General features: G+C 70.7%; 16 protein-coding genes and 1 tRNA gene. 9 read left to right on the top strand and 8 right to left on the bottom strand.

Annotation, left to right across the window (positions count from 1 at the left end):
• Nucleotides 1-64 precede the first annotated feature (64 nt).
• Nucleotides 65-670: a Holliday junction branch migration protein RuvA gene (gene ruvA / locus H565_RS0111325; protein ID WP_027461138.1), complete on the bottom strand. Its 606-nt coding sequence runs from the start codon at nucleotides 668-670 to the stop codon at nucleotides 65-67.
• Between the two features lie 256 nt (nucleotides 671-926).
• On the opposite strand from ruvA, the gene metG reads away from it, so the two are divergent.
• From metG to H565_RS0111290, 7 genes are all read left to right on the top strand, one after another.
• Complete coding sequence (gene metG, locus H565_RS0111320; protein ID WP_027461137.1) at nucleotides 927-2,924, top strand: methionine--tRNA ligase; 1,998 nt, start codon at nucleotides 927-929, stop codon at nucleotides 2,922-2,924.
• Between the two features lie 137 nt (nucleotides 2,925-3,061).
• The gene (gene rapZ, locus H565_RS0111315) at nucleotides 3,062-3,901 is read left to right on the top strand and encodes an RNase adapter RapZ (RefSeq protein ID WP_027461136.1); all 840 of its coding nucleotides are present in this window, start codon (nucleotides 3,062-3,064) and stop codon (nucleotides 3,899-3,901) included.
• Nucleotides 3,898-5,232 carry a gluconeogenesis factor YvcK family protein gene (locus H565_RS0111310; protein ID WP_051363567.1) on the top strand — a complete coding sequence of 445 codons (1,335 nt, stop codon included), beginning with the start codon at nucleotides 3,898-3,900 and terminating at the stop codon, nucleotides 5,230-5,232. The genes rapZ and H565_RS0111310 overlap by 4 nt, the downstream gene beginning before the upstream one ends.
• Nucleotides 5,233-5,384: 152 nt before the next feature.
• The gene (locus H565_RS0111305; RefSeq protein WP_245576216.1) at nucleotides 5,385-6,140 is read left to right on the top strand and encodes a glucodextranase DOMON-like domain-containing protein; all 756 of its coding nucleotides are present in this window, start codon (nucleotides 5,385-5,387) and stop codon (nucleotides 6,138-6,140) included.
• Nucleotides 6,137-7,024 (top strand): DMT family transporter, encoded by an 888-nt coding sequence (locus tag H565_RS0111300; RefSeq protein WP_034409304.1) that lies wholly within the window; start codon nucleotides 6,137-6,139, stop codon nucleotides 7,022-7,024. The genes H565_RS0111305 and H565_RS0111300 overlap by 4 nt, the downstream gene beginning before the upstream one ends.
• Before the next feature lie 116 nt (nucleotides 7,025-7,140).
• The gene (locus H565_RS0111295) at nucleotides 7,141-8,301 is read left to right on the top strand and encodes an ABC transporter permease (RefSeq protein WP_027461132.1); all 1,161 of its coding nucleotides are present in this window, start codon (nucleotides 7,141-7,143) and stop codon (nucleotides 8,299-8,301) included.
• Entirely contained in the window at nucleotides 8,301-8,987 is a 687-nt protein-coding gene (locus tag H565_RS0111290; protein WP_034409302.1) for an ABC transporter ATP-binding protein, read from the top strand. The genes H565_RS0111295 and H565_RS0111290 overlap by 1 nt, the downstream gene beginning before the upstream one ends.
• Before the next feature lie 24 nt (nucleotides 8,988-9,011).
• On the opposite strand, the gene H565_RS0111285 is transcribed toward H565_RS0111290, so the two are convergent.
• Nucleotides 9,012-9,467 (bottom strand): hypothetical protein, encoded by a 456-nt coding sequence (locus tag H565_RS0111285; protein WP_027461131.1) that lies wholly within the window; start codon nucleotides 9,465-9,467, stop codon nucleotides 9,012-9,014.
• Nucleotides 9,468-9,552: 85 nt separating this feature from the next.
• Nucleotides 9,553-11,508, bottom strand: a complete 1,956-nt coding sequence (locus H565_RS0111280; RefSeq protein ID WP_027461130.1) for a hypothetical protein — start codon at nucleotides 11,506-11,508, stop codon at nucleotides 9,553-9,555.
• 115 nt (nucleotides 11,509-11,623) lie between these two features.
• Between H565_RS0111280 and alr the strand changes: the two genes are divergently transcribed.
• A complete protein-coding gene (gene alr, locus H565_RS0111275) occupies nucleotides 11,624-12,682 on the top strand; it encodes an alanine racemase (RefSeq protein WP_027461129.1) in 1,059 nt (352 codons plus the stop codon).
• Between the two features lie 56 nt (nucleotides 12,683-12,738).
• On the opposite strand, the gene fni is transcribed toward alr, so the two are convergent.
• Nucleotides 12,739-13,761, bottom strand: coding sequence for a type 2 isopentenyl-diphosphate Delta-isomerase (gene fni, locus H565_RS0111270; protein WP_027461128.1), 1,023 nt, complete (start codon nucleotides 13,759-13,761; stop codon nucleotides 12,739-12,741).
• A 140-nt stretch (nucleotides 13,762-13,901) separates the two neighbouring features.
• On the opposite strand from fni, the gene H565_RS0111265 reads away from it, so the two are divergent.
• Nucleotides 13,902-13,978 (top strand) — tRNA-Met (locus tag H565_RS0111265).
• A gap of 87 nt (nucleotides 13,979-14,065) precedes the next feature.
• Here the strand turns inward: H565_RS0111265 and H565_RS0111260 are convergent.
• From H565_RS0111260 to H565_RS0111245, 4 genes are all read right to left on the bottom strand, one after another.
• Entirely contained in the window at nucleotides 14,066-14,440 is a 375-nt protein-coding gene (locus tag H565_RS0111260; RefSeq protein WP_027461127.1) for a hypothetical protein, read from the bottom strand.
• Nucleotides 14,440-15,504 (bottom strand): butyrate kinase, encoded by a 1,065-nt coding sequence (locus H565_RS0111255; RefSeq protein ID WP_027461126.1) that lies wholly within the window; start codon nucleotides 15,502-15,504, stop codon nucleotides 14,440-14,442. The genes H565_RS0111260 and H565_RS0111255 overlap by 1 nt, the downstream gene beginning before the upstream one ends.
• Nucleotides 15,505-15,592: 88 nt before the next feature.
• Nucleotides 15,593-16,156, bottom strand: coding sequence for a ribosome hibernation-promoting factor, HPF/YfiA family (hpf, locus tag H565_RS0111250; RefSeq protein WP_027461125.1), 564 nt, complete (start codon nucleotides 16,154-16,156; stop codon nucleotides 15,593-15,595).
• A 471-nt stretch (nucleotides 16,157-16,627) separates the two neighbouring features.
• A complete protein-coding gene (locus H565_RS0111245) occupies nucleotides 16,628-17,839 on the bottom strand; it encodes an acyl-CoA dehydrogenase family protein (RefSeq protein WP_027461124.1) in 1,212 nt (403 codons plus the stop codon).
• Nucleotides 17,840-17,852: the final 13 nt, after the last annotated feature.

Genomic DNA, 17,852 nt, shown 5'->3' with positions numbered 1-17,852 from the left:
GCGTCCGGCGTCATGGCGAGTAAGTATACGGGCAAGCTGCAAGAAGATGCAGCCCGGCCCCGCCCTAGCGCAGGCGGCCCAAGCCCTTGCGAATGAGGGCGTCGGCGCTCTGGGTAGGGTCAGCGGCGAGCAGTTCGGCGACCACCGCCCGCACCTGCGCCTCGCGGAAGCCCAGCGCGAGCAGCGCTTCGGTGGCGTCCCGCCCCGCCGCCGAAGCGGGGGGGGCCGCCGCCCGCCCTGCGCCGCCCCCCGCTGGTCCGGCGGCGAGGTGTTCGGGCACCTTGTTCTGGAGTTCGAGGACGAGCCGCTCGGCGGTCTTCTTGCCCACGCCCGACACGCTGGAGAGCAGCTTCACGTCCCCTGCGAGCAGGCCCTGGGCCAGTGCCGAGGGCGGCATGGCCGAGAGCAGCGCCAGCCCCAGCTTTGGCCCCACCCCGCTCACGCCGGTCAGGAGGTCAAAGAGGCGCAGGCTATCGGCGTCGCTGAAGCCAAACAGGAGCTGCGCGTCCTCGCGCACGACGTGCCGGATGTTGAGTTCGGCTTCCTCGCCCACCACGAGCTTGCCCAGGGTGGACGCCGGACAGTGGACCTCGTAGCCCACCCCCCCGGCCACGACCACGGCGCTCGCCTCGCGGACCTCGCGCACAGTCCCCTTCAGGTAGGCAATCATCGGGCTGCCCCCCGCTGGTCCCCGGCGGCGCGGCGGGCAGGCGAACAGGCGTCCCCACGGACGGGGAGAATGAATGGGAGCGAGGTTCCTGGCACGCGCCGATTCTAGGGGCCGGGCCAGGGCCACGACCGGGGGAAAGGTGACGGGGCCGAGAGCGCCCCTCCCCTCTTTGCCCCATTTTTCCGTATCCTGACGGGGTTGCCCGGCTCCCCTCTGTGAGAATCAGAGCGTGCCGGGCGGGGGGAGAGAGCCGAGCATGACCAGACCAACGGGGGCCGAGCCGCCCAACTTCTACATCACGACCGCCATTGACTATGCCAACGGTCTGCCGCACATCGGGCACGTTTACGAAAAGATTCTGACCGACGCCATCGCCCGCTACCGCCGCCTCGCCGGGGACCGGGTGCACTTCCTGACCGGCACCGATGAACATGGCGAGAAGATCGCCAAGGCGGCGGCGGCGGGCGGGCAGACCCCACAGGCCTTTGTGGATGACCTCGCGCTGCGGGGCTTCCGGGGCCTGTGGGACCGCCTCGAAATCAGCTACGACGACTTCATCCGCACGACCGAAGACCGCCACAAGCGCTACGTGCAGGAGATTTTGCAGCGGGTCTACGACGCGGGCGACATCTACTTCGCCGAGTACGAGGGCCTGTACTCGGTGGGGGCCGAGCGCTACGTCACCGAAAAAGAACTCATCGAGGGGCCGGACGGCGTGCGCCGCTTCCCCGGCGACAAAGACCCCCCAGAGCGGCGGCGCGAGGCCAACTACTTCTTCCGGATGGAGAAGTATCAGGCCTGGCTGCTGGAGCACATCGAGCAAAACCCCGACTTCATCGGCCCCGCCGGGTACCGCAATGAGGTGCTGGAGATGTTGCGCGAACCCATCGGCGACCTCTCCATCAGCCGCCCCAAAGCGCGGGTGCCCTGGGGCATCGAGCTGCCCTGGGACCCCGACCACGTGACCTACGTGTGGTTTGATGCGCTGCTGAACTATGTCTCCGGCCCGGTCAGCCACGGCCTGAGTGAGGACACCATCGGCAGCGCGTGGCACGTGATTGGCAAGGACATCCTCAAGCCGCACGCGGTCTTCTGGCCCACCATGCTGCGGGCGGCGGGGCTGCCGGTCTACCGCCGCTTGGTCGTGCACAGCCATATCCTCGCCGAGGACGGGCGCAAGATGGGCAAGAGCCTGGGCAACGCGCTCGACCCAGAAGAACTGGCGGCGAAGTACCCCGCCGACGCCATCCGCTACACGCTGCTGCGCGAGGCGTCGCTGGGGGCCGACACCCCCTACGGGGAAGGCATTCTGGTGTCGCGGCTAAACTCTGACCTCGCCAACGACCTGGGCAATCTGCTCTCGCGCACAGTCAGCATGATTGGGAAGTACCGGGGCGGCATCCTGCCGCAGGCGCACGAACCCGGCGAACGCGAGCACGAGATAGAAGCGGCGGCCCTGGCCCTCCCCGGCGAGGTGCTGCGGCTGGTCAATGACCTCAAGGTCAACATGGCGATTGAGGCCGCGATGAACTTCGTGCGCGACCTCAACCGCTACATCGCAGAGAGTGCCCCCTGGACGCTGGCGAAGTCCGAGGCGACGGGGCGGCGGCTCGATACCGTGCTGTACACCGCCGCCGAGGGCCTGCGGGTGGCGAGCGTGGCGCTGGAGGCCGTGATTCCGGCCAAAGCTCAGGAACTCCGCGCCCAGCTCGGCCTGGCCGGGCAGAGCTATCCCCTCGCGGCGGCCTGGGGGCTGACCCCTGCCGGAACCGCTGTGCCCGGAGGCCCGGTCCTCTTTCCCAAGCCGGAGACCGCCGGAGACGCTCCTGCCGCCCCCGCCAAGACTCCCCCCAAGAAAGCGAAGACGCCCATGACCCAAACCCCTGACACGCCCCAGCCCGCCCCGCAGCCCGCCGCCCCCGCCAGGGACCTCATCTCCATCGACGACTTCGCACGGGTCGACCTCCGCATCGCGGAAGTCGTGGAGGCCGAAGCGGTGCCTAAAGCCGACAAGCTGCTCAAGCTGACCGTGAAGCTGGGCGAAGAGACGCGCACCGTGGTCAGCGGGATTCGCCCGTGGTTCGCGCCCGAAGACCTCGTGGGCCGCCGGGTCGTGCTCGTCGCCAACCTCAAACCCGCCAAGCTGCGCGGCATCGAGTCGCAGGGCATGATTCTGGCCGCCGAGGACGAGCACGGCCACCTCGACCTCGTCGGCACGCGGCTGGAGCTGCCGAGCGGCACGAAGGTGAGGTGAGCGGCCAGCTTCCAGCGACCAGCCACCAGCGCGGAGGGGCAGGGGCGAGCGGGCCTGCTGCCCTTCCGCCTTTTCCCACTCACCACTGACCACTTCCCACTGACCATTCCCCCCACCCACTCCCCTACACTGCCCGCATGTTCGTGATTGTCTCCGGCCTGTCGGGGAGTGGCAAAAGCACGGCGCTGCGGACGCTGGAGGACGCGGGCTTTTATGTCACCGATAACCTCCCGCCAGAGCTGTGGGGGGCGATGCACGACCTCGCGCAAGCGCGGGGGCTAGAGCGGGTGGCCGTGAGCACGGACGCCCGGACCCGCGACTTTCTGGGGGCGCTGGAGGCCAGCTACGTGCGGCTTTCGCGCCGCCGCGAGGACCTGCGGGTGCTCTTCCTGGAGGCAACGTCGGAAGTCTTGCTGCGGCGCTACAACCTCTCGCGCCGCGAGCATCCGCTCGGCGAGAACCTGATGCTGGACTTCCAGCGCGAGCGTGAGCTGCTGGCCCCGCTGCGGGCCATTGCCGACACGGTCATCGACACGACCAACCTGACCCCAGCGCAGCTCTCCGAGCGGGTGCTGCGGGTCTGCCGCCTCGAGCAAGACTTTGACCTGCGGCTGCTGAGCTTCGGCTTTAAGCACACGCCGCCCCGTGACGCCGACCTGGTGATTGACGTGCGCTCCTTGCCCAACCCGCACTACGTGCCGGAACTGCGGCCCCGCACCGGGTTAGAAGCGGACGTGGCGGCCTATGTCTTTGCGGATGAAGCGTCCGAGCGCTTCTACGCGGAGGTGCGCGACTTCGTGCGAACCAGCGCCGAGCGGGCGCGGGCGGCGCGGCGGCACGGGTACACGGTCGCGATTGGGTGCACGGGGGGCCAACACCGCTCGGTGGCGGTCGCAGCGCGGCTGGCAAAAGACCTCGCGGACCTGGGGGCGCAGGTTGCCGACCACCGCGACATGCGGGGAGGCGGGGAAGCTTGACCCCCCTGTCCCGTTCCGAGCGGCAGCGCCCCCGCACAGGCCGCGCCCGCCGCGCCCAGATGTGGCTCGCGCCGGGGCTGGGGGTCAAGCGCTGGCTGCTGCTGTTTGTGGCGTGCACGTTCCTGGGGGCGGTGGGCTTTCTCCACTTCACCTGGACCGGGCCGCTGCACTTTGTGGCGACGCGCTGGATTCTGTGGCTCAACGCGCTGACCAAGCCGGAGGTGATGCCCCTCTATGTGGGCGGCATGACCGTGATGGCCCTGGCGCTGGCGGGAGCGCTCACGAGCATCGTGATGCTCAACCGCTCCATGCTGCGCTCGACGGGCACCGCCCCCGACCAGGCGCTCGACGTGATTTATTCCACCCGTACCCTGGCCCGTGGCCCGCGCATCGTGGCGGTGGGGGGCGGCACGGGGCTGTCGAACCTGCTCAGCGGCCTCAAAGTGCATACCAGCAACATCACGGCGGTCGTGACCGTCTCGGATGACGGGGGGTCCAGCGGGCGGCTGCGTGAGGCGCTCGATATGATTGCGCCCGGCGACCTCACCGATTGCTACGCGGCGCTCTCGGACAGCCCGGTCCTCGCCCGGCTGCTGCTGCACCGCTTTGGCCGGGGCGAGGGCCTGGAGGGCCACACCTTCGGCAACCTGCTGCTTGCCACCCTCTCGGAGGAACAGGGGGGACTCGGCGACGCCATGCGCGACGTGCACGAGGTGCTGCGGGTGCGCGGTCAGGTGTTTCCAGCCACAACCACGCCCAGCACGCTGGTGGCGCGGCTCTCGGACGGGCGCGAGGTGCGCGGCGAGAGCGGGCTGGCCGCGCAGGTGGGCCAGGCGCGGGTGGAGGCGGTGCGCCTCGACCCCCCAGACCTCCCGGCCCTGCCCGCCGTGCTGGAAGCGGTTCGCGAGGCCGAGCTGATCGTGCTGGGGCCGGGCAGCCTCTTTACGTCCATTCTGCCCGCGCTGCTGGTGCCGGACGTGGCGCGGGCCATCCGCGAGTCGGCGGCCCCGCTGGTCTACGTCGCCAGCTTGATGACCGAACCCGGCGAGACGACGGGGCTAGGTCTGACCGAGCACGTGGGCGCAGTCACCCGCCACCTGCGGCGCATGCCCGACTGGGTGCTCGTGAACAGCACGCCGGTTCCGCCCGCCGTCCGCGCCCGCTACGCGCGGGAGGGAGCCGAGGTCATCGACCCCAGCGCGGTGGGGCCAGAGCTGCGCGAGCGGCTGCGCCACGCCCCCCTGCTGCACCCCGGCGAGCAGGCCCGGCACGACCCAGACGCGCTCGCAGAGGCGCTCGTGGCCCTCACGTCCCGGCGCAGCGCCCTCTAGATTTCCGGATGAACAGTTCTGGAAGAACGGTGAATCCCGACCGGACTCGCAGAGCTGCGCCAGCAGAGGGAGAAGGAAAGAGGAAGGGGCCAGAACGGATTCTCCGGAATCCAGATGAGCCTCCTTCTTTTTCCTGAGCTATCCTGCCCCCCGTGCTCACGCTGCTGACGGCTACCCTGCTCACGGGGACGCTGCTTTCGGTCACCGACCCCGCTGGGGACGCACGGGGCGACGGCGGCTACGTCTTGCCCCGCCGCCCCCCCGTGCCGGAAGCGGCCCTTGACCTGCGGTCCTTTCAGGCCGAGGCTCGCGGAAGCGGAATGCGGTTGACGGTGGAGCTGGGCGCAGTCGAGAACCCCTGGCAGGCTCCCTCCGGCTTTTCGGCCAACGTGACGGACATCTTTGTGGGGGGCGGCGTGGGCGGCGAGCGCGAGTTGGCCGACTTGCGCCTGAGCACTGCCGGGGGGCAGGGCTGGACCTATCACCTGCGGGTGACGGGCTTTGGCAGCACGCTCGTGCAGGTGGCGGAAGCGGGCGCTCCCCCGGTCACGCTTACCGCTCCCAGCGTTCGGGTAGAGGGCACCCGGCTGGTCATCGACGCGGCGATTGCGCCGGGGCCATATGCCTACTGGGTCACCTCCAGCGTGTACTCGCCCCTGACGCCCGCAGGGGTCTTGCGCCCGGTCACCACACCCGGCCCGGCGGTGCTGCAAGCGGGCCGGGCGGGCGCTCCCGCTCCGGTGGACGTGCTGGCTGCGGCGGGCGACGTGACCCCCTTCACGCGGGGCACCCTCGCCCCGGTGGGCCGCGCCCGCGACCGCCGCGCCCTGACCCTGACGGCGCTGGGGGGGCTGGGCCTCCTCGCGGTGGTCTTGGCGACCCTGCGGTCGCGGCGGCGTCCGGCATGAGCGTTCCCCCCGCCGCGCTGGTCCTGACTGCCGCCGTGCTGTGGGGCCTGCTGGGGATTTTAGGCAAGGGGGCGCAGGAGGCGGGCGTGGGGGCGCTGGAGGTCGCCTTTTGGCGAGCGGCGCTGGGGGGTGTCCTCTTCGCCCTGCACGCAGGACTCACCCGCGCTCCCCTCCCGCGTGGCCGTGACCTGGGGGTCACGGCCCTCTTTGGCCTTGTCGGGGTGAGCGTGTTCTACGGGGCCTATCAGCTCGCGGTGCGCACGGGCGGCGCGAGCCTCGCGGCGGTGCTGCTCTACACCGCGCCCGCCTTCGTCGCCCTGTTGGGCTGGGGCCTGCTGCGCGAGCGGCTGGGCGCACGGGAAGCGTTGGCCGTCGCGGGCACTCTGGGGGGCGTCGCCCTCATCAGCCTGGGCGGGGGCGGAGGCGTGACCGTGACCGGAGCGGCGCTGGGTTGGGGCTTGCTGTCGGGCCTGACCTACAGCCTGTATTACCTGTATGGCAAGGCTTTTTTCGGGCGCTACGCCCCCACTGCCCTGTATGCGGTGGCCCTCCCAGTGGGGGCGCTGGGGCTGCTGCCCTTTGTCACGTTCGGCACGGCGACCCTGGCGGCGTGGGGCAGCCTCGTCGCCATCGCCGTCCTGAGCACCTACCTCGCCTACCTCGCCTACAGCGCGGGCCTCCGGCACCTGCCCGCGACCCGCGCCAGCGTGATTGCCAGCCTGGAACCCGTCGTGGCGGCGGTGTTGGCCGCGCTCATCTTCGGAGAGAGACTCTCGGCGCTGGCCCTGGCGGGAGCGGCGCTGGTGGTCGGGGCGGCCCTGCTGCTGAGCGTGGGGGGACGCCAGGAAAAACAAGAAAAAGAGGCGGCAGCGGTCAGCTCTTAGCTTTGAGCTTTCAGCGGTCAGCCTTGAGCGGTCAGCGGCCCCACTTCTCCCCTCCCCTTCCACATCGCAGCCCTTCCCCCCCTCTGGCCCCCGCCCGCGGCGTAGCCTGTCAGCCGATGAACGGCAAAGACTTATGGACTCTGGCGTGGCGCGGCCTGACCCGCCGCCCGGTGCGGACCTTGCTGACCGCGCTGGGCATCACCGTGGCCGTCGCCAGCATGGTGGTGTTTTTGTCGCTGGGCGAAGGCATCCGCAAGGTCTTCACCGCCGAGCTGGGCGGCATCGGCCCCGACGTGCAGGTGAGCCTCAGCGGATTTTCGCAGGGCTTTGCACCCGCGCCCAATCTGCCCGAAGACGTGGTGGGGCAACTGCGCGGCCTCGCGGACGAGCTGGGCATCACGGCGGTCACGCCCGTGGTGGTCACGGTGCGCGGCAGCCTGGACGTCACCCAAAGCGCGGTGCTCTACGGGGTGCCCGCCGCCGGGGGAATGACCAACATCTTTCCGAATGCGCGGGTGGCGCAGGGCCGGGCACTCACCGGGGCCGACGAGAACGGCCCGGTGGCCGTGGTGGGGGCCAAGACCGCCGAGAACCTCAACCTGACGCTGGGCAGCACCCTCAACCTCAACCGCCGCAGCCGGGTGAAGGTGGTGGGAGTCCTCGCGCCGGGGTCAGGGTTGGTGGACTCGCTGATTTTTCTGCCCATCCGGACCCTGCAAGCGGCAGAGGGCGCGGAGGGCCGCGTCTCGCTCGTCGCACTGAAGCTGGCCGACCCCCGCCAGTCGCGCACGGTGGCCGATACGGTGGCCCAGCGGCTAGACGTGGAAGCACAGACGCAGTCGGACTTCGTGTCCTTTGTGGACCGGGCGCTGCGCATCAGCGACGCGGTCCGCTTTGGCATCAGCCTGATTGCCCTCATCGTGGGCGGGCTGGCGGTGGCGAACACCGTGATGATGGGGGTCTTCGAACGGACCCGCGAGTTCGGAACTCTGCGGGCCATCGGCGCTCGGCCCAGCTTTGTGCGGGGGCTGGTGCTTGCCGAGTCGCTGCTGCTGGCGCTGGCGGGCGGCTTAGGCGGGCTGCTCCTGGGACTCGTCGGCATTGCAGGCGTGAACCTCTACACCCAGGACCTCGCGGGCATCGACGCGGCGGCGCTGACGCCCCGGCTCACGCTTCTCGCGCTGGGCATCAGCCTTCTGCTGGGGCTGCTCTCCGGGCTGCTGCCCGCCCGCAGCGCCAGCCGCCTGAACATCACGCAAGCGCTGGGGCGGGTCTGATGGGCACCCTGCAAGCCCAGGACCTCTCGCGGGTCTACCCCAGCGGCGAGGGACAGGTCACGGCGCTCGCGCTCTTCACCCATACCTTTGCGCCCGGCCTCACGGCGGTGGTGGGACCGTCGGGCAGCGGCAAAAGCACCCTGCTGAACCTGTTGGCGGGCTTCGACAAGCCCACGACGGGACGGGTCCTCGTCGGCGGCACTGACCTGCACGCCCTGCCAGAAGCGGCGCGGGCCGACTTCCGGCTGGCGCACTACGGCTTCGTCTTCCAGAATCACAACCTCATCCCCATCCTGACGGCGCTGGAAAACGTCGAGTTTCCGCTGACGCTGGCGGGAGTGCCCGCTCGCGAACGGCGGGAGCGGGCGCGTGCCCTGCTGGACCAGGTGGGCCTTTCGGGCCGCGCCTCGCACCTGCCCGCGCAACTGTCGGGCGGCGAAGCGCAGCGGGTGGCCCTGGCCCGCGCCCTCGCCAACAACCCCGACGTGCTGCTGGCCGACGAACCGACCGGCAACCTCGACACCCGCACGGGTGGGCGGGTGCTGGAGCTGCTGACCGCCCCCGCCCGCGAGGGCCGCACCGTGGTGCTCATCACCCACGACCGTGACGTCGCGGCCCTCGCCGACCACACCCTGCGGGTCCGTGACGGGGTGGTCACGGCAGAGACAACGGGCGTTCAGGTGTAGGCGAGAGGGGGACCCTTAGTCCCCTCACTCGCCCTGAATGGTCACGCGGGCATCCCGCAGCCACAGCACGCGGCCCCGCGGGTCTTCGAGGCCAACGACGACCTGCACGCCCTCGCCCGCCGTGAGCCGCCCCGCCGCCCCGCTGCCGCTGGTCTGCAAGCAAGGCAGCTCGCCGCAACCCTGACGGCTGGCCCGCGCCGCCGGAGCGGACCAGACGCCCTCGCGGGTGACCACATACACGCTCGTTACGGCGAGGGGCGGCAGGGCTTCGGCCCCGCGCTGCCCCTGCACCCGCACACGCACCCGCAGCGCCCCGCCGCCAAGCTGCGCAACGGCCTCTGCTTTCAGGCGCTGGGGGCCGAGTTGCAGCAACGTGGGTGCCCCCAACAGGTCCCCGGTGGTGGGGGCGGGGGGCGTGCCCAGCGTGCCGCAGGCGGTCAAAGCCGCCAGGACCGGAGCCAGCACCCACGCCCGTTTCATGAGACTAGCTTAACCCAAAGTGGGGGCCATTGGGGTGAGGCGGGGGAAAGCCTCTGGAGAGCGGCCAGCCGCCAGCGCGCCCCTTTTACCAAGCGAGGTCCGGCGAGGTGACCACGGCGTCGGCGGGTTGGTCGGTCAGGAGGGTATAGGTCAGCGTGTAGGTGCCCGGCAACACCCGCGTCAGCAGGATGCTGTCGCCTTCGGCACGAGCACTCACGCCAGCGAGGCTGGGACCCTGCACGCTGAGCGGCCCGCGCACCGCCGCCGCGCTGCCCTCTGCGACGGGCAGGGGGTCAATCAGGCGCAGGTTTTCCAGGGGGCGGTCAACCGTGAGGGTCAGGGTGACCGCGTAGCCCTGGGGGGCCACCTCCACACTCTTGGCGAGGGTGGCCCGGCCTCCGCCCTGCACGGTGCGCGTGACATTGGCCCCACCGGGATTGCGGACGCGCACCGGCCCGGTCACCCGCAGGCCGGACGGCTCGGCGACCGCCTCCGCCGCGTCCGTGCGGCACACCCGCACCGGGACCTTGAGGCGCAGCGGCTGCCCGGCCCCCACCTCGCCGGGCACCTCCAGCGGGTAGTCGCTGGCCCATCCGGTCGGCAGATTCAGGGTCAGGCGAGCAGGCAACCGCTGCGGAAAGTCGGTCTTGAGGGTCGCGGCGAGCTGGGTCACGTCGCAGGCTCCCAGGACGTCGGGGGCGGTCACCAGCGTCAGCTCGGTCCGCACGAGGTATTCCAGCGTGACCCGCGTCGTGCCGCCGTCCGCGACCCGACTGGGGGGAGGTGTGGCCACGGTGCTGCCGGGCAGGGTTCCGGGCTTGACCGCGTACTCGCCGGGGACCAGGGGCAGGGTGGCCGGAGCGGTCAGCGTCCGCCCGGCGACCTCAAAGGCCACGCCGCTCAGGGGAAAGCGCTGGTCGCCGTACACCGCGACCGCTTCCACCGCGAGCTGGCCTTCGGGGGGGCGGGCCACGAAGCGCACCCTGGTCAGGCCCGGCTGGTAGCGAATCTCGGTCGGCGAGACGACGGTGCCAGTTCCCTGCACGACGCTGCCGCTCAGCGGGAGGTATCCCGGCGGCAGGCTGGGACGCACCACCCGTTCGCCGACCAGGGTGTAGCTCGCCCCCGGAATCGCCCGGCCCTGGGGGTCCACGATCTCTACCAGCAGGTGGTTGTCCAGCCGCGCCCCCGCTGGCGGCACGAAGCCCCCCACGCGGGCGGTGATGGCCTGATTGCCTACCCGGAAACCGTAGCGCACCGCGTTGGAATACTGCCGAGTGGTGGGCAGCACCCGCAGGTACACCTGCCACTCGCCCACCAGCTCCGGCGTAATCGTAAAGCGGTCGGTCGCCGTTTGCCCGTTGCCGCTGGGGGTGAGGTTCACCCGCGCCCCGCCGGGCTGCACCACCCAGGTTTCGGCTTCCTGCGGGCCGTCTATGTCGTAGTTCAGCACGCTGAGGGTCTGTCCTACCCAGGCGGGCGGCACGGTGAGCCGAGCGGCCAGCAGCGGCGTCTGCTCGGTGTCGCGGGCATTGACCGAGAAGTCGCTCGTCTCCAGGGCAAACGGCTCGGCCACCCGCAGCGCGAAGGAGTTCTTGCCGTCGCCGCGGCTGCTCACCCGCAGGGTGTAGGTCCCGGCGGGCAGCCCCCCCGCATAGAGGCTCTCCCAGGTGTGCTCGCGGCCCGTCCCGTAGCGCCGCTCCAGGACCGTGCCACCCGGTCCGGTCAGGGTGAAGGTGGTTTCAAACGGCTCGTTTTTCTTGTACAGCTCGTCCCCGAAGTACCCCGCGCCACGCCGCCCATCCACGTAATCTGCGAGGTTAAAGCCGGGGCTATACACTTCCAGACCCAGCGGTTTTCCGGCGTCGCCCGGCGCGACCCGAATGACATAGGTTTCCTGCGCCTGCGGCCAGCGCTCACCCACCGACACCAGCGGAAGGATGCCGCCACTTGGACTCGGCGCGGCAGGGGTCTGGGCAGAGGCGGGCACGGCCAGGAGAAGCGCGGAGAGCAGGAGGGCAGCCGTGGGCAAACGGGGCATGAGGGCAGAATAAAGGGGCGAGGGCGGGGCGAAAAGCTCAAAGGAGCGCTGTGCCCCAGGGGCGGCTTTGTCTCGGCCCTGGCCCTTCTGCGGGCAACTGCTCTAGCATGCGCGGATGCAGTCCCGCGCCGTCGCCCTGATTTCCGAGTCGGCCCTCGCGGGCAACCTCACGGCGCTGGCGCGACGGGCAGGGGCGGCCCTGCTGTTGCCCGTCAAGGCGAACGCGTATGGGCACGGGTTGGCGGAGGTCGCGGCGATGGCCGCCCGGCACCCCGACCTCTGGGGCTTTGCCGTCGCGCTGCCCCAGGAGGCAACGGCGCTCGCGGCCCTCGCCCTCGGCAAGCCCGTGCTGCTGCTGACCCCGCCCACCCCGGAAGAGGTGCGGCCCCTGGCCGACCTCGGCGTGCGGCTCCCCGTCGCCTCGCTCGCGGAGGCCGAAGCCCTGCCCGCGCACGCCCGCGCCCATCTCAAGGTGGATACCGGGATGAACCGCCTGGGCGCGCGGCCCGAAGACGCGGTCCCCATTGGCCGCCGCCTCGCTGAGCGCGGCCTGCTGGAGGGCGTCTATACCCATTTCGCCAGCGCCGACGAGCCGGACCTGACCTTTGCCCGCGAGCAACTCGCCCGCTTCCGAGCCGTGCTCGCCGCGTTGCCCCCGGTGCTCGCGCACGCGGCGAACGGGGGCGGGGTGCTCAGCTTCGGGCCGCTGCCGGGGCTGGGGTTGGCGCGCCCCGGCCTCGCCGCCTACGGCTACGCGCCCCCCCACCTGCGAGGCCGCGCCCCGCTCACCCCGGTGATGACCCTGCGGGCGCGGGTCACGCACCTCCACACCGTCTACCCCGGCGAAACTGTGAGCTACGGCGGCTTATGGCGAGCGGAGCGCGACACCACCGTCGCCACCGTCGGGGTCGGCTACGCGGACGGCTACCCCCGCAACGCCACCGGGCGGGCCGAGGTCCTCGTCAGGGGCGAGCGCCGCCCGGTGCTGGGGCGCATCTGCATGGACCAACTGATGGTGGACGTGACCGGGCTGCCCACCCGCGTGGGCGACTGGGTCGAGGTCTGGGGGCCGGGTGACCTCACGGCCTCGGAGGTGGCGGCCTGGGGCGGCACGGTCGAGTACGAGCTGCTCACGGGGGTGGGGCCACGGGTGGAGCGCCAGGCCGCGCCGTAGGGGGCGAGGTCCGGCGGCCCGTTTGAACCTTTTCGTGGGCAGGAAAAGCTGAAAGCTCAAGCCTGCAGCAATGCTGTCCCCCGCACCGCCTCCACGCTGGCGTATCCCCCCACGAAGAGGGCGACCCGCAGTTCAGCGATGAAGCGGGCCAACCATGCCTCGACCGCCGGGGCGCTCTCCAGCGCTGGCTCCAGCAGAGGCCGCGCCACCGCCACGACCTGCGCCCCCAGCGCGAGGGCGCGGGCGGCGTCGAGGCCCGTGCGAATGCCGCCCGACGCGATGAGGGGCGTGCCGGGCACCTCCTGCCGGGCTTCCCGCAGCGCCTGCGCGGTGGGCACCCCCAGTTCGCACAGCTCTGGCGAGCGCACCTCCCCGTAGCGCACGAGCTGCTCGACCCGCGCCCAGCTCGTGCCCCCCGCCCCCGCGACGTCGTAGGCGGCAAAGCCTGCCCCCCGCAGCGCCCGCAGGGTGGCGGCGTCCAGCCCGTGCCCGACCTCCTTGAGAACGACCGGAAAGGGAAGCTCCGGCACCACCTCTGCGAGCCGCGCCGCCAACCCCGCCCAGCGGGTATCGCCCCCCACCTGCATCGCCTCCTGCAAGGGGTTAAGGTGGATGGCGAGGGCGTCGGCCCCCACCTCGCGCACGGCCCGCAACGCCTCGGCGGCCCCGTAGCCCAGCCCAAACTGCGCCGCTCCCAGATTGCCAATCAGGAGGATGCTGGGGGCGACGTCCCGCACCTGAAAGCTGCTCGCCGCCTCCGGGCGCTCCAGCATCACCCGCTGCGACCCCAGCATCATCCCCAGCCCCAGCCGCGAGGCCGCCCGCGCCAGATTCCGGTTGATGGTGCCCGCCCGCTGCGCTCCCCCCGTCATCGCGCCAATGAGCACGGGCGCGGCGAGGGGACGGCCCAAAAAGGTGGTGCTCAGGTCTACCCCCTCCAGGTCCAGCTCTGGCAGCGCTCGGTAAGGCCAGGGCACCCCGGCCAGGCCCGTGGCGACCCCCGCGTACTGGCTTTCCGGGCGCAAGCAGGCGTCGAGGTGGCGCAGCTTGCGCCCCTGGATATCCCCGTCTTCGGTCACCCCGCCAGCCTACCCGCCGGGGCCGCGGGCGAACGGTCGGGCCGCCCACAGGAGTTGACAGGGTGCCGACCTGGCGCTAGTATTCCTGAGCGCCGAAAGGAACGGCAGTTCCGAGAGGCACACAAGCAGCGGCGCAGCGACGCAGGGTAGAGCAGTCTGGTAGCTCGTCGGGCTCATAACCCGGAGGTCACAGGTTCAAATCCTGTCCCTGCAACCAAAATGAAAGCTCCCCACCGGGGTGGGGGGCTTTTCCTTTTGAAGCGTGGAGCGGCACGCGGCAGCTCGGCGTGCCTCACCCCCGGCCTTAGCGCATGCGGTCGCGGACCTCCTGCAAGGTTTCCTCAAACGCGTCGTCAAAGACGTCTTCGAGGAGCTGGTCGCGGATGAGTTCGTCTTGCAGGGTGGTTGTCTGCTCGCGGGTCCAGCGCACCCGGACCTGCCGAGCGGTGCGGACGTTGCCCTGTCCGGCGACAAAGCGGGCGGCGTGCCGCAGGGCGTCTTCGGGGTCGTCGGTGGGGGCCACGGTCCGCAGGTTGCGCAGGCCGCCCCGGTCGTTGACCAAGGAGCAGGTCACCTCGATGCGTCCGCCCCGGCGGGCCAAAAACACCTGGTCCACCCGCCACATGCTCGTGGCGCGGATGGGTTCGGGGGCCACGCGGGGCGAGCGGCGGCGGGGCATTACGTGGGGGCCTCGGCGTAGGGGGGCGTCCACTCGCGGGGGGCCTCCAGGCCCAGCAGCACCCGGCCCGCTCCCTCCGCCAGGGCTTCGAGTTCGAGTTCGCCGGGCACCACGATGACGGGTGCAATCCAGCTCAGGCGGCGCTCGATGCGGTCAACCACCGCCTCCCAGCGGGCCACCCCGCCCGTCAGCGCCAAGGCGTCGGGCCGGGCCGAGAGCGCCCCGCACTGCTCGCCCACCGCCTTGCACACCTGATGCACGAGAACCGAGGCCGCCGCCTGCACCGCAGGGTCCTCCTCGGCGCGGGCTTCGAGGTCGCGCAGGTTGGCGCTGCCCGTCAGGGCCAAAAAGCCGCTGCCAGACGCAAGCTGCGCGAGCACCTCATGGGTGGGGCGGCCTTCTGCCAAACGCAGCAGGGCGGGGGCGGGCAGGGGTCCGGCCTGCTGCGCCCCCAGGGGACCGCCGCCCGCGCCCTTGCCCGTGGTGTCCACCGCCCGCCCACGGTCAAAGGCGGTCACGCTGGTCGTGGCCCCCAGGTGCGCGACGACCACCCGCGCGTCTTGCAACCGCAGCCCCACCTCATAGGCGGCGCGGCGGGCCACCGCACGGGCATTCAGGGCGTGGAAGCGGGCCTCGCGGGTCACGCCAGGGACCCCCGTCTCGCGGGCTTCCGGCAGCAGCTCGTTGACGCTCTGGGGGTCCACGACGTAGGCCGGGACCCCCCGCGCCTGCCCCAGCCGCAGCGCCAGGACCGCGCCCAATCCGTCGCGGCCCGGCTCGGCGGCGTAGGCGGCCAGCGACGGGGTGACCCGGTAGGTGCCCGCCGCCACCGCCCCCAGCCAGCCACCGCGCCCCACCACCGCGTCTGGAGCGGGCCAGTTCGCCGTGGCCTCCAGCAGGGCCGCCAGCAGCTCGGCAGGGTCCGGCTCGGCGCGCAGGGGAATCTCCGAGCGCTCCAGGCTCAGGCGCAGCTGTCCCGGCAGAGCGGGATTGTCGCCTGGTGAGATGGCCGCGCACGCGAGCTTGACGCTGCCAGTTCCGGGATTGACCACGTGCGCGATCATGAACGCCATAGCCTAGCAGATGCCTCGGCCCGCCAAGAAAGAAGCCCCGCCGGAGGGGCGGGGAAAGCCGCCCCCTTCCCTCTCCCGCTCAGCTCGGCTCAATCAGGCCGTAGTGCCCGTCGCGGCGGCGGTAAACCACCCCGCAGCCGCCCGTGTCCATGTTGCGGAACACGTAGAAGTCATGGCCCAGCGCTTCCATCTGGGTGACGGCATCTTCGGGACTCATGGGCCGCACGGCGAAGCGCTTGGTGCGGACAATCTCTGGGCGGAACTCGGCCACGTCATCGAGGCCCGCATTCACGTCGGCCTCAGCCAGCCCCGGCTCAGGCTGGGGCGGAGCGTCCTGGCGGTGCCTCATATAGCGGGTCTTGAACTTACGCAGTTGACGCTCCAGCACGTCGCTCGCGCGGTCGATGGCCGCGTACATGTCGGCGTGGTGTTCCTCGGCGCGGACGATGCCGCCGGGAACATTGAGTTGCACTTCCACGCGGTTGCGCCGTCCGGCATCCCGCACGTCACGAACCGTCAGGACCACGCGGGCATCGGTGATTTGGTCACTGTAGCGGTCGAGACGCGTCAGCTTTTCCTGAACGTACTCGCGCAGCGCATCAGTAACCTCCACGTTCCGGCCAGACAACTGGTAGATATGCATAGCTCGTCTCCTCTTGCGGGATTCCCCGAAAGGGACTGCGGCCTTTCGGGTACCCGCACTCTAGGCCAGTGCTCCTGCCCCCGTCAGGCGAGGAGAACACAGCCGCCCCGCGCCGGGTGGGATATGGTGAGGGAGTGAGCCGCCTGCTCGGTGGGCGGCGTCACCGATAAGCGCCCACCCCGGTTTGGGAGTGGGCACTGGCAGGCGGATGCAAAACAGTCAGTGGCGGCGGTCGCGCACGCGGACCGGAACGGGCACGGGCTGGGGCTGCGGCGCTCCCCTCAGCGCCTCGCGCAACCAGTCGATGAATTCACGCAGGCCCTTCATGCCCAGAGTCTAGGGGCTAGGCCGGGGGACAGATGCGCCCCCGCTTACCATGCCCCCATTGCGGAAAACTTCACCGGGCACGGCGCGGCAGCTCATCAAAGAGGCCCCGGAGCAGTCACGTTCCGGGGCCGATGAACGGTGCCGTTATTCCGCGAAGCGCCGCAGCACGTCGCGGCTGATGACGAGGCGTTGCACCTCGTCCGTGCCTTCTCCGATGCGGGTGAGGCGGTTGTCGCGCCAGTAGCGCTCGACGGGGTACTCCTTGATGTAGCCGTAGCCGCCCAGCATCTGAATCGCCTCGTCGCAGGCCTCGACGCCTACGGTCGTGGCGAACAGCTTGGCGCGGGCCACGGGCACGGTAAAGGGCATCCCCGCATCCTTGAGGTCGGCGGCCTTGCGGATGAGCAGGCGGGCCGCTTCGAGCTTGGTGTCGAGGTCCGCCAGCCGGAAGGCGATGTCCTGGTTGTGCGAGATGGGCTTGCCGAACTGCTGACGCTCGTTCGTGTAGCGGGCGGCGTACTCAAAAGCGGCGCGGCCCAGGCCCAGGCCCATCGCGGCGATGCCCACGCGTCCGCCATCGAGCACCCGCATCACGTCCTTGAAGGCGTTGCCACGCTCGCCGAGCAGAGCGTCTGCGGGGAGGTGAATGTCCTCAAAGATGAGCTGCGCCGTGTCTGAGGAGCGCAGGCCCAGTTTGTCTTCCTTGCGCCCGATGGAAAAGCCCTGCACCTCGTCACGGTTAAAGACGAAGGCCGAGATGCCGTCGTTCTTGCCCTTGCCGGGGCGGGCGGGGCCGGTGCGGGCCAGCACCACATAGGTGCCCCCCACGCTGCCTTGGGTGATGAAGTTCTTAGAGCCGTTCAGAATCCAAGAGCCGTCGGGCTGCTCGGTCGCCCGCGACTGCATCCCTCCGCTGTCGCTGCCGCTGCCGGGTTCGGTCAGGCCCCAGGCCCCCAGCTTCTTGGCGGAGGCGAGGTCGGGCAGGTACTTCTGTTTTTGCGCCTCGGTTCCGGCAATCAGAATATGCCCCTGGCACAGCGAGTTGTGCGAGGCGACCGTCAGGCACAAAGAGCCGTCGACCGCCGCAATCTCCTCGATGATCATGGCGAAAGTGGCGGTGTCCAGGCCCGCGCCGCCGTATTCCTCCGGCGTCTGGGCACCCATGATGCCCATCTCGCCGAGTTCGCGGACAATCTCAAAGGGAAACTCGCCGCTTTGGTCGCGCTCGGCGGCACCGGGTTCGACCTTGTTCTTCAGGAAGCTCTTCAGGGCCGCGAGGATGGTGCGCTGCTCGTCGTTCTGGGGGGCGAGGTTGGGGTTGCTGGCGGCAGCCGTGCGGTCGAGGGTGCTGGTCATGGGATGGGGCCTC

The organism is Deinococcus murrayi DSM 11303, from assembly GCF_000482805.1.
GTDB classification, from domain to species: domain Bacteria; phylum Deinococcota; class Deinococci; order Deinococcales; family Deinococcaceae; genus Deinococcus; species Deinococcus murrayi.
The sequence above is the reverse complement of the archived record's forward strand: the minus strand, read 5'-3'. Positions and strand labels throughout refer to the sequence as shown.